General features: G+C 49.1%; 8 protein-coding genes. 5 read left to right on the top strand and 3 right to left on the bottom strand.

Annotated elements, in window-relative coordinates; translation table 11 throughout:
• Positions 1–9 precede the first annotated feature (9 nt).
• The 5 genes from AB0L18_RS13900 to AB0L18_RS13920 all read left to right on the top strand — a co-directional run bounded on the left by AB0L18_RS13900 (position 10) and on the right by AB0L18_RS13920 (position 10,724).
• On the top strand, positions 10–2,388 hold the full coding sequence (locus AB0L18_RS13900) for an ABC transporter permease (RefSeq protein WP_367387905.1): 2,379 nt from the start codon (positions 10–12) through the stop codon (positions 2,386–2,388).
• A gap of 296 nt (positions 2,389–2,684) precedes the next feature.
• On the top strand, positions 2,685–5,120 hold the full coding sequence (locus AB0L18_RS13905; protein WP_367387906.1) for an ABC transporter permease: 2,436 nt from the start codon (positions 2,685–2,687) through the stop codon (positions 5,118–5,120).
• Positions 5,121–5,203: 83 nt separating this feature from the next.
• Positions 5,204–7,588, top strand: coding sequence for an ABC transporter permease (locus AB0L18_RS13910; protein WP_367387907.1), 2,385 nt, complete (start codon positions 5,204–5,206; stop codon positions 7,586–7,588).
• A 168-nt stretch (positions 7,589–7,756) separates the two neighbouring features.
• Entirely contained in the window at positions 7,757–8,701 is a 945-nt protein-coding gene (locus AB0L18_RS13915) for an SPFH domain-containing protein (RefSeq protein ID WP_367387908.1), read from the top strand.
• 226 nt (positions 8,702–8,927) lie between these two features.
• Positions 8,928–10,724, top strand: coding sequence for an ATP-binding protein (locus tag AB0L18_RS13920; protein WP_367387909.1), 1,797 nt, complete (start codon positions 8,928–8,930; stop codon positions 10,722–10,724).
• Positions 10,725–10,787: 63 nt separating this feature from the next.
• On the opposite strand, the gene AB0L18_RS13925 is transcribed toward AB0L18_RS13920, so the two are convergent.
• The 3 genes from AB0L18_RS13925 to AB0L18_RS13935 all read right to left on the bottom strand — a co-directional run bounded on the left by AB0L18_RS13925 (position 10,788) and on the right by AB0L18_RS13935 (position 16,712).
• Positions 10,788–12,854: a dihydrofolate reductase gene (locus AB0L18_RS13925; RefSeq protein ID WP_367387910.1), complete on the bottom strand. Its 2,067-nt coding sequence runs from the start codon at positions 12,852–12,854 to the stop codon at positions 10,788–10,790.
• Positions 12,855–12,964: 110 nt separating this feature from the next.
• A complete protein-coding gene (locus AB0L18_RS13930) occupies positions 12,965–13,444 on the bottom strand; it encodes a DUF4112 domain-containing protein (RefSeq protein ID WP_367387911.1) in 480 nt (159 codons plus the stop codon).
• Between the two features lie 88 nt (positions 13,445–13,532).
• The gene (locus AB0L18_RS13935; RefSeq protein ID WP_367387912.1) at positions 13,533–16,712 is read right to left on the bottom strand and encodes a S41 family peptidase; all 3,180 of its coding nucleotides are present in this window, start codon (positions 16,710–16,712) and stop codon (positions 13,533–13,535) included.
• Between the last annotated feature and the right edge of the window lie 2 nt (positions 16,713–16,714).

The following is a 16,714-nucleotide window of genomic DNA, read 5'->3' on the forward strand; positions in this document are numbered from 1 at the left end:
CCCTCAACCATGTTCCATACCTATTTCAAAATTGCCTATCGGCATCTGCGCAATAACAAATTTTTCACCCTGCTCAATGTCATGGGTTTGGGGGTAGGGATGGCGGTAGCTATCATTATTGGGGTCTGGATATGGGAGGAGGTATCCTTTGATAAATACCACGATAAATACGAGCGCATTGCCTGCGTGATGCAAAACCACACTTTCGAAGGGGTGATAGAAACCTGGTGGAGCCAGCCTATGCAATCGGCCGCCGTGCTGCGTGACGACTACGGAAGTCATTTTGATGCCGTGGTCATGACTTCTTTTAACAACGTAAATACCTTACGCAAAGGAGAGAAGCTACTCAATAAGAATGGCATTTTTAGTGAACCCGGTGGTCCGGAATTATTGGGTTTGAAAGTGTTGCACGGTACCCGTTCGGTATTAGACAATCCCAACGCCATCCTGGTATCGGAAACGACAGCGCGCAATTTTTTTGGCGTGGCAAACGCCGTCGGCGAAGTGTTGAATCTAAATGAAGAAAACCAGGTCACGATTGCTGGTGTTTATGAGGACTTGCCCAAAAATTCCAGCTATGCCGATATGGATTTTATGGGGAGTTGGCTGCTTTATGAACAGGGTCTTCCCGAATGGGTGAGCTGGGGCAACAGCTGGTTTCAGATACTGGTGGAGGTGAAAGCAGGTGAAACCTTTGCGGAAGTCTCCTCGGCCATTAAAAACCTAAAACAGGAACGCATGAGCGAAGCCGAGGGGCTGCGTTTCAAGCCAGAGCTGTTTTTGCACCCGATGTCGCAGTGGCGCCTGTATTCTGAGTTTGAGAATGGCGTGAGTGCTGGTGGGCGGATTACCTATGTGCGCTCCTTTGCGCTGATCGGCTTTATTGTATTACTGTTAGCTTGTATCAATTTTATGAACCTGAGCACTGCCCGTTCAGAGCAGCGCGCCCGTGAGGTAGGTATACGTAAGACAATGGGCTCGCGCAGAGGCCAGCTGATTGGGCAGTTTTACAGCGAGTCGATGCTCCTGGCTTTTGGTGGTGGTTTGGTAGGTTTAGGCTTGGTAACGGTGCTGTTGCCCTTCTTCAGTCAGTTGGCTGATAAAGAGTTGGTGGTGCAGTGGAACTCGCCCGTTTTTTGGCTGCTTTGTGCCGGATTCTGCGTTTTCACCGGCTTCCTGGCGGGCAGTTATCCAGCTTTGTACCTGTCGTCTTTTGCACCCATTAACGCCATTAAAGGGATGATGAAAAAAGGTGCCGTAAACAGTCGCCCTCGGGAAGTATTGGTGGTCTTACAGTTTACCGTATCCGTGGTGCTGATCGTAGGTACTATTGTTGTTTTTCAACAAATAAATTTTGCCAAAAACCGCCCCATCGGCTTCAGTAACGAAGGTTTAATAGGCTTGAATCTGCGGAGCCCGGAATTAGATAAACGATTCGACGCCTTCCGGCAAGACTTGCTCAATACGGGCCTGATTGAGGAGGTCGCCAAGTCGGAAGCACCTCTGACCAGCACCTTCGTGACCAATAGCGGGCTATCCTGGCCGGGGAAAGCAGAAGGCTTTCAGGATGAGTTTGTCACCCTACGCGTCTCGCACGAATTTGGAAAAACCATGGGCTGGAACATCGTAGAAGGCCGAGACTTTTCCCGCGAATTCGCAACCGACTCTATGGGCTTTGTGATCAACCAGGCAGCTCAGGAATACATGGGACTGACCGACCCAATCGGTCAAAAAATCAAGTGGGGAGAAGGCGAGACCTATACCATCGTCGGCGTGGTGGAAGACATGATCACCCAATCGCCGTATACGCCCGTAAAGCAAACGATCTTTTTTATCGATTACGACCGCTCGCAGTACGCTACCCTCAAAATGAAACCCACTGCAGGTACGGAAGAAACGCTGGCTGCGGTTGAAAAAATCTACACTAAATACGACCCCGTCAATGTATTCGACTATGGATTTTTGGACGAGATGCACGAACAAAAATTTGGCGAAGAGCAGCGGATTGGCCGCCTGGCGGGCTTCTTTACGATCCTAGCCATCTTCATTAGCTGCCTTGGTCTGTTTGGAATGGCGGCTTACGTATCCGAGCGTCGTTCCCGCGAAATCGGGATTCGCAAGGTATTAGGAGCAACCATTTACAGCATCGTCGAGTTGATTTCTGCTCACTTTTTGAGGCTGGTCATAGTGGCGCTGGTCATTGCTACGCCCATTGCTTATTGGCTGATGCAAAACTGGTTAGAAGACTACGTCTATCGGATAGAACTAAGTTGGTGGATGTTTGCCCTGGCTGGCGGGCTAGCCACCGGAATCGCACTGCTAACGGTAGGTGCGCAGAGCCTCCGGGCAGCGGTAGCCAATCCGTTGGATGCGATTAGGAAGGATTAGTGCTCACTGCGTTCGCGGTTGTGTTCGCCCTTTGGGGCTCACGTAAGTGTTCGCTGGCGCTCACGGGGGGGTACTCGCTACGCTCGTGTGGGTGTTCGTTCCGATACCTCGGAACTCACGGGGGTACTCGCTTCGCGAGTGGGAGTGCTCGTCCTGAAGCCTCGGAACTCACGGGAGGCTTTGCCGACTTTTTGAGTTTAGACCATAGGTATTACAAAAAACCGCGATCCCGACCTTTCGTCGGAAGAGCACCACCGTGAACCCGATTTATCGGGAGAACACTAAAAAAAAGAACCATGAAAATCACCCTTCGCTACTTGTTGAAAAATCGCCGTACCACTTTGCTCAATGTCTTGGGTTTAGCGGTGGGGATGGCTACTTTTTTATTGATTACCGACCATGTTCAATACGAGCGGAGCTATGATCAGTTTTATGAGCAGCCCGAAGAAATTTTTCGCGTAAATACCCTGTGGGGTTTTGAGGGCGAGGAGGAGCGTTACGCTACCACACCGCCACCACTGGCGGAGGCCATCAGGAATGAGATTCCAGAAGTAGAGGCCGTCTGTCGGGTGTTTTATTGGTCGGATTTCACCATGCGGGCAGACAATGACTTGGGAAAGGTCTTTCGGGAAACGAAAGCTTACGCCGTTGATAAAGACTTTTTTGAGGTCTTGGACTACGGCTTGATAGCGGGTGATCCGGCAACGGCTTTTGTGGAGCCTGCCAGCGTAGTGTTGCCGCGCTCCACAGCGGTACGCTATTTTGGAGAAGCAGCAGTGCGCGATGGTAAAGTGCTGGGCCGCCAGTTGCTGGGAGGTAAAGATGCAGGCACGCCCTGGAAGATTACGGGGGTCATGGAAGATCAACCTGCCAACAGCCATCTGCAATTTACCATGCTGATTTCAGCCTGTACGTACCCTGATGATTTGTATCGGAATCAGGTATGGACCTGGAACGTCATGCACACTTACTTACGTACCAAAGCCCTTACGCCCGGCGCACGCGAGCAATTGCAAGCGAAGCTCAAAAATATCGCGGAGACCAAAACACTCCCCAACATGCCGATGGCGGCATCGAACCCGGAGCTGTTGGCGAAGGCCAATTTTGATTTTCCGCTACAAGCGATCACGGCTATTCATCTGACGTCGAATTACCTGCGGGAGATGCGGCCTAATGGGAATGTGACCTATGTGCAGCTCTTCCTCTGGGCGGCCTATCTGGTGTTGTTCATGGCTATCATTAATTTTATCAACCTGGCTACGGCCCAAGCTACACGTCGGGCTACCGAAACGAGTGTACGGAAAATCTTGGGGGCTAGCTATGGCAGCTTGGTGCGGCAGCATTTATCCGAATCGGTAGCTACTACTGTTTTGGCTGCTGGATTATCTTTGTTGCTGATTGTTGCCTGGCAAGAGGGGGCAGCACAGTGGATGGGTGCCACGATCAAGGGAGATGCTTTACTACAGCCAATATTTTGGACAAAACTACTGGGTTTGTGCTTGTTTACCGGTCTAGCCGCCGGTGCGTACCCAGCGCTATTTTTAAGCCGGTCAACCACCATGAATGCGCTGCGTGGTCGGCAGGTGAAACTGATTTCTGACTACAACTTACGCAATAGCCTGCTCGTGGTGCAGTTGGTACTTTCGATGGCGTTGATGGCGGGAAGTTGGCTCATCTACCAGCAGGTGGCATATTTTCAAAACAAAGAATTAGGCTTTGCTAAAAACAACCTGCTCGTTATCGAAAATGACCGGGAGATAGAAGAGCGCAAAGATGTTTTCAAAGAGGAGCTCCTGCGCCACCCAGGAATCACACAGGTAGGATTCTCGAATGGATTACCTGGCCAGCCGACCTACCAAATGCGTGACTTCCGTGCCGAAGGGAAATCGGAAGGTACTGGCCTGAACTGGATACTGGCCGATGCGACCTTTTTACCAACCTTGGACTTGGAGTTGTTGGCGGGCACCAATTTCAAGCTTGGCAACAGCCGCGACTCTCTTGGTGTGATTCTCAATGAAGCAGCGGTAAAACAACTTGAACTCACCAATCCCATCGGCCAAGTGCTCATCAAAAACGAAGGCAATGACGATGAGGAACGCTTGCAGGTAATAGGGGTTGTCAAAGACTTTCACTTGCAATCCTTGCACCAGGAAATCCAGCCGCTGGCTTTTTGTTATTTCAAAGATTTTGTCTACAAGGACTACATCAGCGTTCGGCTAAGTGATGAAGATATCGCGGGAGCCATTGCCCATGTCGAAAACAGCTGGTCGGCTTTTGAGCCGGGAGTTCCCTTGCGCTACAGTTTTTTAGATGAGAATTACAATGAATTATTCAAATCAGAGGTACAGCTCAGTAAGCTATTTGGTGTCTTCACGCTGTTGGCTTGCTTTATTGCCGGCTTGGGCTTGTTTGGCTTGGTCAGTTTATTGCTCACCGAGCGCGTTAAGGAAATCGGTATTCGCAAGGTATTGGGTGCCTCATTGGGGCAGATTGTGCTTTTGCTGAGCCGTCAGTTTCTGTTATTATTGTTGGTAGCCTTTTTGCTAGTAGTTCCACTTTTTTGGTACGGAAGTACCGAGTGGTTACAAAATTTCGCTTACCGAATCGATCTTACGCCCACGCCACTTTTAGGAGCAGGTATGGGCGTGCTGCTATTGGCGGCGGTTACGGTAGGTATTCGCGCCACGCAGGCAGCATTGGCCAACCCCGTTGAAGCTTTAAAAAACGACTAAATTTCACGACATCAGTTAGTTGGTAGTGGTATTTACCCTCGGTGATGCCAATTACCAAATACTGAGTACCAAGTACTAAATTTATGCTACACTTGAAATTAGCTTGGCGCCAACTGCGCAAACACCGCTTTTTTTCGCTCCTCAATCTGTTGGGGCTCACGGTAGGGATGACGGCAGCCATGGCATTGTTTCTCTACGTGCAAAAGGAATACGCCTTTGATCGCTATCATCACAATGCCGATCAAATTGTGAGGGTCAACCTCAAGGTGGCCGATGGTGCTATGGAGGAGAATTGGGCCTCCGCTCCCAATATTGCTGGCCCGGCACTTGCGGAGGCGATGCCCGAGGTAAAAGCATTTGTACGCTTGTTGCACCACAATTTTGGGCTTACTGCTTCGGTGGCTTACGGTGATAAACGCTTCAAGGAAGAGCGCCTCTTTTGGGCCGACTCTACTATGTTGGAGGTCTTTGATGTTTCCCTGGTCGAAGGAGATCGCGCCACCGCGCTTGATCGCCCGGCAACGGCCATGCTCAATGCCAGTACCGCAAAACGCATCTTTGGCGAACAAAACCCCATTGGCAAACAACTCCTGATCGACAATGAGTCAAGTGTAGAAATTACGGGTGTTTTTGCTGATTTTCCAGATCATTCCTCCTGGCAGCCAAACATTATTGGCTCTTTTAGCTCTGTGGGTTGGGCGTATAATAATTTGTATTGGAGCAATGCGAGTTATGAAACCTTTCTGTTGCTAAGGCCAGGGTTTGACCTAGCGAATATTAACACCAAAATTGAAGCTGTTTTAGACGAGGCAGTAGCACCCGAAAATCAATGGTTTACCCTTTGGGCACAGCCACTCACCGATATTCATCTGTATTCCTCGGGCATTTCCTCGGGGTACGCCACTCGTCTTGGTGATGCTAAACAAGTACGCCTGATGGGGATTCTGGCCCTGGTGGTTTTATTGCTGGCTTGTTTCAATTATATCAACCTGACAACGGCCCGTTCACAGCAACGACTCCGGGAAGTAGGGATCAGCAAGGCTGTAGGTGCTTCTACCCGACACATGGTGGGGCGATTTCTTTCGGAAACAGCCCTGCTCACCGGTGTAGCGGTAATCCTTTCGATGGGATTGTTAACCGTCATTTCGCCCAGTTTGTCGGCACTCACCCAGCGTGATTTGCATTGGCAGCAGTTGCTGGAAAATGGGTGGTGGCTGATGGTGCCAGCTATTTGGCTGACGGTCACCGTGGTTGCGGGGATTTATCCCGCTTTGGCTTTAGGGATGAACAATGCCAAGCAATTGCTACAACCGGTAGCGCAACAGGGGAGTGGGCACGCTGTTTTTAGGAAGTTTCTGGTCGTTGGGCAGTTTGTGGTGTGCATTGCGCTCATAGCTGGCGCCTTGCTTTGCCAAAAACAGATTACTTACTTGGGGCAAAAAAAGCTAGGCTACGGTGTTGATGCCGTGGTCGCTATCAACTTGGCAGGCTCGGACAGCGAAGCTGGTAAAACGGCACTTGAAAAGAATATCGCTCAACAAACAGGAATCGAAAAAGTAGCCCGGGCACAGGCTTATCCAGGTATTGGCACCAGTGGTTATGCTATTTCTGATCCTGATAACCCACAGATTCCCCACCGGGTACTGGCCAGCCTTTCGGAGCCAGGGACGGAAGATTTGTTGGGGTTGGAGTTGTTGGCCGGAAAGTTCATCACCGCTCAAGCGGAAGGCGATACGACAATTGATGTGGTCGTCAATGAGCAGTTGATCAGTATTTTTGGTTGGACACCCGAAGAAGCCATCGGTCAGACGCCCGGTAACTTGTTTGACTCCAGCACTAAAATCGTGGGCGTCGTCAAAGATTTTCATTTTGAATCCCTTCACCATCCCATCGGAGCTTATGCCTTACACAACGATCAGAACAAGGCCAACCCCAACTTTTTACTGGTGCGCGTCCGCCCGGATGCGCTCAATGGGATGTTGCCAAAGTTAGAGCACCTGTTTCGGGAGCACCTGCCAGAAGCTGCTTTTGATTATACCTTCCTGGATCAGACCGTTGCGGGTTTTTATGACAATGAGACCCGACTTTCCAGAGTCGTATGGCTTTTTACTTTGCTAACGATTTTTATTTCTGCTCTAGGCTTGCTTGGCCTGGCTACTTTTGCTGCCGCACAGCGCACCAAGGAAATCAGCATTCGGAAGATCCTGGGAGCGAGTGTTGGAGGTATTGTATTGCTCCTTTCTAAGGATTTTCTGTGGCTGGTGGCCATTGCGGTGCTTTTGGCAGTGCCGCTCGGCTGGTGGGCGATGCAAGAATGGTTGGCCAATTTCGCTTACCGTATTGATATCGAATGGTGGGTGTTTGGCCTTGCCGGAGGAACGGCCCTTCTGATTGCCTTTCTGACGATAGCGGGACAAAGTTGGCGGGCTGCCGTTCGCAATCCGGTGGATGCTTTGCGGAATCAGTAACTCGGGATTCATCCCGAGTGAGAAAAGAAATAACATTCTTCACCTTACAAATAATCAACCTTCCCTAACACTCACGAGCCCAGGGTCTACACTTACGCATTGTTTTCCATAATAAGGATAAAGCATGCTTAGTTTTGAGTTATTCCTCACACAGAAAACTTCATTACTATGCGTCAGTTATTGCTTGTTTTAATCGGATTAATTATCGCTTTACTCTGTTGCAGCTGTGGCCAAAAAACGGCTACCGAACGGACCGAACAGATTAGTGAAATCAGCTTTTCGGATGTACGCCTCGGAGATGGCGTGCCATTGAACATTAGCGTTGCCATTTATTGGCAAGGTGAAAATACGGAAGTGGGCAAGGCTCGTCCGGATACCGTTTTGGCCCGGCTGCTATATGCTCGTGGCATGGAGACCATTCGCGATATTACCAACCAGTTTGCTCCTGTTGATTCTGTTTTCAGTACGCGCAGGGATGATTTTATTGCTACCGTCAAAGAAGGGATGTTGATGCGGTTGCCGGAGCCTGATCTTACCGTAAGAGATGTTATCGTTTTAGATGTGCGCTTTCCGCAAGCTTTTACGCAAGCGCTGGAAGATATAGGGTTACAAGATTTACGAGAGGAACAGATTAAGAAACAAAATCAGTTGGCTTTAGCCCAAGCGGCAGCTAATGAGAAAAAAGCAGTAGCGGAGGGTGAGGTAGCAGTTGCTTTGGCGGAAGCAGAAGGCCGCCTGCAAGCTATCCAGGCGCGCACGGAAAGTAGCCGCCGCAAGAGTGAAATGGCCAAAGCCGAAACCGCTGCCGCAGTAGCCCGTACCCAGGCAGTAGCCGAAGCCGATCGCCTGCGTCAGCTCAAAGCAGTAGAAGTGGAGAAGCAACGGGAGTTGGAAATGATCGCGGTAGAAAAACAGCGAGCGATGGACAAGGTAGGGTTTGAACAACAGCTGGAACTTGCGCGTCTTTGCCAGGAAAATCCCACTTACGCCTCCTTTTTAGTCAATCGAGAATTAGCGGGTAATGTTGAGATAGCAGTGCTTCCCACAGGTACTGATATGAATGTTTTTGGTGGTTTACTACAATCCAAACTGCCCGGAAAAACCAATAATTAACATCTGTCGGTGCCTGAAAAACGCGCTCTCTAAATTTATCAACATTTTCTATATCTTTGTAGAACTTAAACTTTTATCCTGTCACTTACTTACCTGAAATTCCCATACCCACTTTATGTAAATAGTTATCTTGTTGTCTGTAATGCCGTTCGGAAAGATAATTATGGGGAATATTTTTAAAAGCTACCTGTTTTTTGTTTGTTTACTACTGCATTGTGGAGTAGTAATGCAAGTATATTGTGCACCATTGGATTTGGTAGATTCCTTAGAAGTAGAACGTAATAATAAGGAAGCTTGGGATTACAAAAACACAGCACCTGATACGGCACGTCAAAGAGCGCTGGCTGCGATTGAATTAGCCAATAAAATTAATTTTCCTAAAGGAGTTGCGGATGGACTACATATTCTGGGGATGGTCCAGTGGTCGCGTGGAGATCGTGCGGGTGCTTTGGATTATTACTTAAAGGCTTTAGCTATTCGCCAAGAAATTAATGATTCTTTGGGATTGGGTCGCTCTTTTAATAACATAGGTAACGTTTATTTTGCACAGGAAAATTATGATTCAGCCCTGGTCTATTACCAACAGGGAAGGGATATTCGAAGGTCGCTAAGAGACATTGTAGGCTTGATCTATTCGCTCAGCAATTTAGGCGATGTCGCGTTGGAACTGGATGATATCCCCAAAGCAAAACAATACTACCAACAAAGTGAACAGCTTGCCCGCAGGGAAAATGTAGCCACTGCCATTGCGCATGTCAAAGGTCGATTAGGGCGATTGTCCTTGCAAATGGGAGATAAAAAAGAAGCCCAGAACAACTGGGAAGAAGCGTTGTCGTTCGCCGAGCAGTCAACGGATCGCCGATTGATTTCGAGCTGCTTACTGGAGGTTGTTCGCTTGATGATGCTTAATAAAAAGACCGTACTCACTAAGCAAGAAGATTACGCGCGGCGTAGCTTGGAGCTAGCGGCAGCTACGGGAGCGCTGGATTTGCAAACAGAAGCAGCCATGGTATTGGCACAGTTGTCAGCCCTCAAAGGGGATTTCGACCAGGTGTTTTTTTACCAGGCGCATTATCGTCAGTTGGTCGAGGAGCTGGTAGAAAAAAGTAAGAATGAAGCGATTACAGCGGTTCAGACCATATACTCACTCGAACGACAAGCCGAAGAAGAACTAGCAGCAGAAAAGCGGATTGGCGAAGAGTTGTCAAAGAAAAATAACCACTTGTTATTTGGCCTGTTGCTGAGCGGGATATTATTGATGATCGTGTTGACTTTTAGCTTTTTCCGGGCTTATCGCAAACAATTCGCTTTCGCTCAAACCTTGGAGGTGAAAAACAAGGAGCTGGCTGCTCGTTATGCTGATTTGCGAGAGTTTGCCAAAATTGCGTCCCACGACCTCAAAGAACCCGTGAGAAATATTGGCGCTTTTGCAAATTTGCTACAGCGTAGAAATGGCCAAACGCTTGACACGAATGCGCAAGAATATCTGGCATACATTGTAGCTGGTGCCAAAAATATGAATGAGCTGTTGAGTGATCTACAGCTCTTTACTGATCTGGCGAGTCAGGCAAATACGGCCCATCATGTAGTCCTATTAAGGCCAATGCTACAGGAAGTTTTTAAAAAACAGGCCGACGAGCAAAAGAAACCCAATGCCCAATTGACGATTAGTGACCTGCCAGGGATCAGCGGTCATCCAGATTTACTGAAAATTCTTTTTGGGCATCTTTTTCAAAATGCGCTCAAATTTGATGCCGCCTCCGAACCCAAAGTGGAGGTGTCTTACCTGTTGCGTGGCAAAAACCACCAATTGTCCATCAAAGACCAGGGTATTGGTATCGAAAAAGAATACCAAACTCAAATTTTTGACATCTTCCAACGCCTCGACAAGCAACGTTTTGAGGGCACAGGCATGGGGCTGGCGATCTGCCGCCGCATCGTAGAACTTCACCAAGGGCGCATCTGGATGGAAAGCACGCCAGGGCAGGGGAGCACCTTTTTTGTGGAATTTCCGGCGTGGTAGAAAAAAGGAAAGAGGGATGATGCCTGCAAAAGCACCACCCCTCTTCCCTTTTCTACGCTCTACTTACTTCAAGAACGAGTACTTCTGACCATATTCCAACATCTGCTCCGTGAAGTTGTCAGGATATTCCACCTTGATGTCGGTGATGTTGCCTTGCGCATCTTGCACAGCCACCAATCGAGGATTGATGAAGCCACCGTAAGGAGGGATGTTGAGGGATTCACTACGTTGCAACACTTCCTCGTGAATGGCTTTGTTGACTTGTACGCCGTAGTTTTCAATCAGATTTTTACCCGCTTCGTAGTCGCCTTGGCTTTTGATGCGCTGTACTTCTTTCAGTAATTCGCCGAAGTAGGTCCGTAGGGCACCATAATCTTTGATGTCAATGTAGGTTTTTCCATCACGTACCGGCATCACTACGGCACCGCTGGCCAGGGCTTTTTCCATTACCCAATTGCTCACCATCTGGCGGTTGCGCATGTGGGCTTGCTGAATGTTCTGTCCGGGCTCTATGCGCCGTAATTGAAGCATCAGGCCATTGCGGAGATAGTTGTCGTAAGCGGCTTTGCCCACTTCATCGGTCTCAATTAACCCCAGTTCCTGGAGTTTCGGATCGGTGATGTAATAGAGGGCAAAAAGGTCGGCGCGAGCTTCTTCCAACGGTGATGCGTAGTTGAGCAGCGTTTCTCCAGGGGTAGCTACTCCTTCTTCCAATTGCCCGGAAGCATGGCCGAGTACTTCGTGGAGGGCGGTAATCATTTTGCCAGCGACCTGGCCGTGTGCTATTGCCCGCGCTTTTTCTTCATCGTCGTTGACAAATTCGTTCAATAGTCCAGGGCCATCGGCCTCATTGTAGGCATGACTGATATTTCCCAGACTTACAGATTTGGAGCCGTGTTCTGCTCTGATCCAGTTGGCATTCGGCAGGTTCACGCCAATGGGAGTAGAGGGGCTGGCATCACCTGCTTCGCCCGCCACGGTCACCACTTTGTAGCTAATTCCCGTAACGGTAGGCTTGCGGTGCTGGGGTAGTACGGGGCTGTTGTCTTCAAACCACTGCGCATTTTCTGCTACTTTGGCCATCCGGGAAGAGGCATCAAAATCATCAATCTGAACGATGGTTTCGTAGCTGCCCTTGAGCCCCATAGGGTCGAGGTATACTTCGATAAAGGAGTTGATGTAGTCAATGTCTCCCTTAGTAGCTTTTACCCAGGCAATGTTGTATTCGTCCCAGGTCACGAGATCACCCGTACGGTAGTACTCGATGAGTTTGCGCAAGGCGTCGGCCTGGGGCTCGTTTTCGGCAACACTGACGGCTTTTTCCAGCCATTTGATGATTTCCTGGATGGCTTCACCATACAGACCATCGGCTTTGTAAACCTGCTCGTAGAGCTTTCCATCCTCTCCGCGAGCTACCCGGCTATTGAGGCCCATACTGACTCTGTCGTCTTTCAGACCTTTTTTCATCTTGGCGTAAAAGGCTTCCACCTCCGCCTGAGTGATATCGGGTGCATAAAAGTTGACCGCAGAAGCCAGCACCAGGTCGTCACCTTCCTGAGCCACTTTTTTATTGTCCTTGGCAGGATCGAAAATAGCGGCCAGTTCATCTTCGGTTAGCGTGACTCCAACATCACTTAATAAGCCTTCCAAATACGCTTGCGAAAAGCCAGGCTTGAACTTGTCATTGGAATAGTGGTGGTGAATGCCGCTGGCAAACCACACTTCCTTAGCGTAAAGCTCAAACGCTTCCCAATCGGCTCCATCACGCTGCCCCGAAAAATTGCCCATGATGGCATCAATGGCATGGCGAATCGCCAGATTGTGGCGGTAATTCTGATCGTAAATAATGTCACGACCAGCCAAACCTGCTTCGGTTAAGTAATACACCAGTTTTTTCTGACTGAGTGTCAATTGATCAAAACCAGGTATTTGATAACGGATGATTCGCTTGTCAGCGAAGCTTTCGGGGCTCCACAGAAAATCATCAACTTCCGTCACCGCCGGAAATTCTTCCACCGTATCCTTGGACTCGGGAGCTGGTTGGCAGGCGAGTAGTGTTAATAGTGGCAATAGCCAAAGAGACGGAGAAAATAGGTTTATTTCCGTCAAAATGCATAGGTATTTTTTCATACGAAAAGGTTTAAATTATTAGTTACGCTTTATAACGGGAGTGCTCATGGCATAGGGACTATTTACGGTATCTTTTCCAACAAGCTCCTGCTGGACTTCATATACACCCCTTATGTTGTTCCGGTAATCAAGGCCCAAAAGGTACCTAAAATCCAGCCAATCAGGTAAATGGCAGCGATAATTATTCCGATAACAAACAAGAGTACCACAATGACAACAAAGGTTGCACTCCCTTGGTGTTCGCCTTCCTCATAGTGTTCTTTGAGAAGTGTCAGGTTCCGTCGATTGGCACGGTAAGAAAGATCAAAGATATCACCAAGTATCGGAATGGATCCGATGACCCCATCGAGGAGGATGTTCCACAACATCTTTACGATCACCATGCCACTAGCGCCTTTTCGCGCCATCACACTCACCAGCATACCACTGATGCCTAAGGAAACCACGTCACCAACTCCGGGAACCAGTCCAATGATAAAATCAAATCCAAACCGGATTTCTGTTCCGGGAATTCTAAACTGGTTGTCCAATAGCTTGGTGGTGGTGTCCAACCATTTTAATTCCGGCCGGTCCTGGTTTTTTTCTTCCATGGTTTACTTCAATTCTAATTCGGGCAAATTCAGGGTAGGGCAAATTCATGAATTTACCCTACCCTGAATTTACCCTGTGCGGATTGATCTATTTCAATTCTGATAACAAAACTTCAACCGCCTTTTGCAATTGCTCATCACGACCTTCGGCCTTGCTGTTTTGACTGTTTTCTATCTGCACATCAGGAACAGCAGGCCCCAATTCCATGTTCTCACCAGTGGCTTTAACGTACCAGGCCCGGAAAGGCATCCGCACAAAGCTGCCATTGATCAGGCCCTGGCCTCCGGTAGAGATCACCGCCCCAAAGGTAGGCATTCCTACGAGGGTGCCATGATCTAGCGTCTTAAACGCGTGGGAAAATATTTCGGCATTAGAATAGCTGGTCTGATTGCAAAGTGCGATACTGGGTTTGGTAAGTGCTGCTTGTGGCAAGCGTTCTCCGTAAGGGTAGTGATCGGCAAAATCAGGATGCTTACCCTCCAACTTATCTACTGCTCCGCGGGGTACGGTGTAGGCGTGTTGGCGTACGTTGAGTACGGTCATGAGCATATCCGTGGTCCAGCCGCCGCCATTGTAGCGCACGTCAATAACGATACCTTCTTTGCCCAACCCGCTGGCGGTCAGCTCGCGTTCGAAGCGCTCGAAGCTTGGCCAGTTCATGCCCTGGATGTGAATATAGCCCAAGCGCCCACCCGAATATTCTTCCGTCAGTCGTTTGCGTTCGGCTACCCATTCTTCGTACAATTCATCCCGCAAACTACTGGCTGGGCGGATCACTACCTCGCGTGTTTTACCCGTTGCGTCCATGATGTTTAAGAGGGTACGATCATCGGCAGTACCTTGTAGGAGGCTGTACAGATTGGTGTTGCCATTCACAGTTGTGCCATTGACTGCCAGGATGGTTTCTCCAACGGCCAGGCTACTCTTCTCCCGGTCGGCTGGCGAGCGGCTGACGATACGGGTGATCTTCACACCATTGGTCGCAGGTTCTACTTCTACGCCTAGCAAGCCAGTACGATCGCGCTGGGTTTCTTCAGGATTAGATCCATACATGCCCATGTGGCTGGCATTGAGCTGACCGAGCATGGTGTTAAACAAGTCACGGAAATCTTGTTCGGTAGAGGCTGCCATTGCTAGCGGCTCGTACTTAGCGCGGAGTTTGTCCCAATCCTGGCCATGGAAATTAGGGTCGTAAAACCCATCCCGCAATGCTCGCCAAGCTTCATTAAATACCTGCTGGCGTTCTTGCTGATAATCAATGGCCATGTTGGCGGAGAAGCCAAGGTTGTCGGCTTTTTTGCCGTCTACTTTCATGCTAGCTAAGGTTCCCCCTGATTTGAGTAGATACAGGGTTTTACCATCTTTGCCAACGATAAGGCTCCTGAGTTCGGTGTCTTCCAGCAAAGTGGTGGCTTCGGTGCCGTCCCATTTGATGCTTTGTAGGCCACCTCCACCAGGTGAGCCATTACGACCACCATTGTTAGTGGTGAAAAAGAAGGTTTCTCCATCGGTACTGATACCCAGGTCTCCTTCGTCACCAGGTAAACGGGTTACTTGCACCAGGCGCTCGTGAATATGCTTTAAGTCGATGACCGTAATAGAATCTTTTTCTGCTTTTTTATCGTCTTCCTGATCCTCTTCTTCCCATTCCCAGTCTTGTTTGGTGTTTTGCCAATCGGCATCTCGCAACCAGGCAAACCACACATCGGTATCACCGTTGTTACGAATAGAAAGGAAGCCCAGCTTACTGCCATCAGCACTCCAGAATGGGCTGCTGTCGGAGCGCGGGTGCATACTTACGTTGACGGGTTTTTGACTGCCATCAGCTGCGTGGATATAGATTTCTGAATTGAAATCCAAATCAGAAAGCGAATAAGCCAACCACTGGCCGTCGGGGCTCCACCTTACACTTCGCGCTGTTGACCAACCATCGAGCAAGGTTTTTTCATTACTCAAACCTTCTGCCGTGATATCGGCCACGACCAATTGTCCACGACCTCGATTGATCGCAATTTTTTTGCCGTCGGGCGAAAGGCTAATGCTTTCTTCGTCAATGGGCGTATTGGTGAGTCGCTTGGTGGTTCTTTTTAAAGTACGGTAAAGATCGGATTGGTCGGGATCGGCAGAGTGCAGCACATAAAGTTCTTTGTTACCATCTCTATCGGAAATGAAAACCACGGTACTGTCGTTCAACCACTGTGCATCTTGATCGCGGTAGGCGTGGCGGGTCAGTTGTACCACCCCTTTCTTATCTTTATCATTGACCCGCAGGAAAATTTCACCACGGACACCAAAGAGGAGGTAGTTACCATTAGGAGAAACCGCCATTTCGGTAGCACCCCGGCTGAGGGTCTCCTGTTTTACGGGGTCAAAACGGTAGTCGGCCGTTACTTGGATATTCACCTTTTGGGCTTTGGAACTGCCATCCGTAGAGAGCGTGTAAATGCCGTTGCCGCGTTCGAAAACAAGCTGCTTACCGTCGGCACTGACATCGAAATAGCGAATACCTTCGTCTTTGAAATTGGTCAATGGGCGAGCCAGGTCCTTGGTCAATACCCCGTTTTTACGGTATATATTATAGCGACCATTGGCTGCGCTAAGGTAAAACAACTGCTGATCAGTGCCCCAGGCGGGGTGGCTTTCTTGGGCATCCTGAGCAGCCAAAGCCATGTAGTTTTTACTTTGAGTATCATACACCCAAATATTGCGATTGGCTGGCCCAGTGTAAGCTTCCCGAACGAAGCGGCAATTACCCGCTACGTAAGCTACATAACGCCCATCATTAGAAACACTGGCCATACTTCCGAAAGCATCCATCATGCGCTGAGGGGTTCCGCCCCTTGCAGAGACCTTGTAGATTTCATCATCGCGTTCCACCTGGGTAAACATACGCGAACTAATGAAAACGATCTCATCATTGCCGTTCCACTGCGGGAAATTATCGCTCCCGGAGTAATAGGTAAGCCGTAATGGCATTCCTCCCTGGGCATCCATTACAAAAATATCGTCGTTGCCGTAGCGGTTGCCTTCAAAAACAATGCGGCTGCCATCAGGACTCCATTGAGGGTGACTCTCGTAGCTTTCGTGGATCGTCAGGCGGCGAGCAATACCTCCTTTAGTGGGCACTGTCCAGATATCACCCTGATAAGAGAAGGCGATTTGTTGCCCGTCGGGGCTCAATGAAGGAAAACGCAATAAGGGTTCTTCCTGTGCAGAAAGCCCCAAGGTCAATAAGAGAAAGGCGAAAGAGAAGATAAATCTATTCATAT

Source organism: Lewinella sp. LCG006 (genome assembly GCF_040784935.1).
In the GTDB taxonomy this organism is placed as follows: Bacteria; Bacteroidota; Bacteroidia; order Chitinophagales; family Saprospiraceae; genus Lewinella.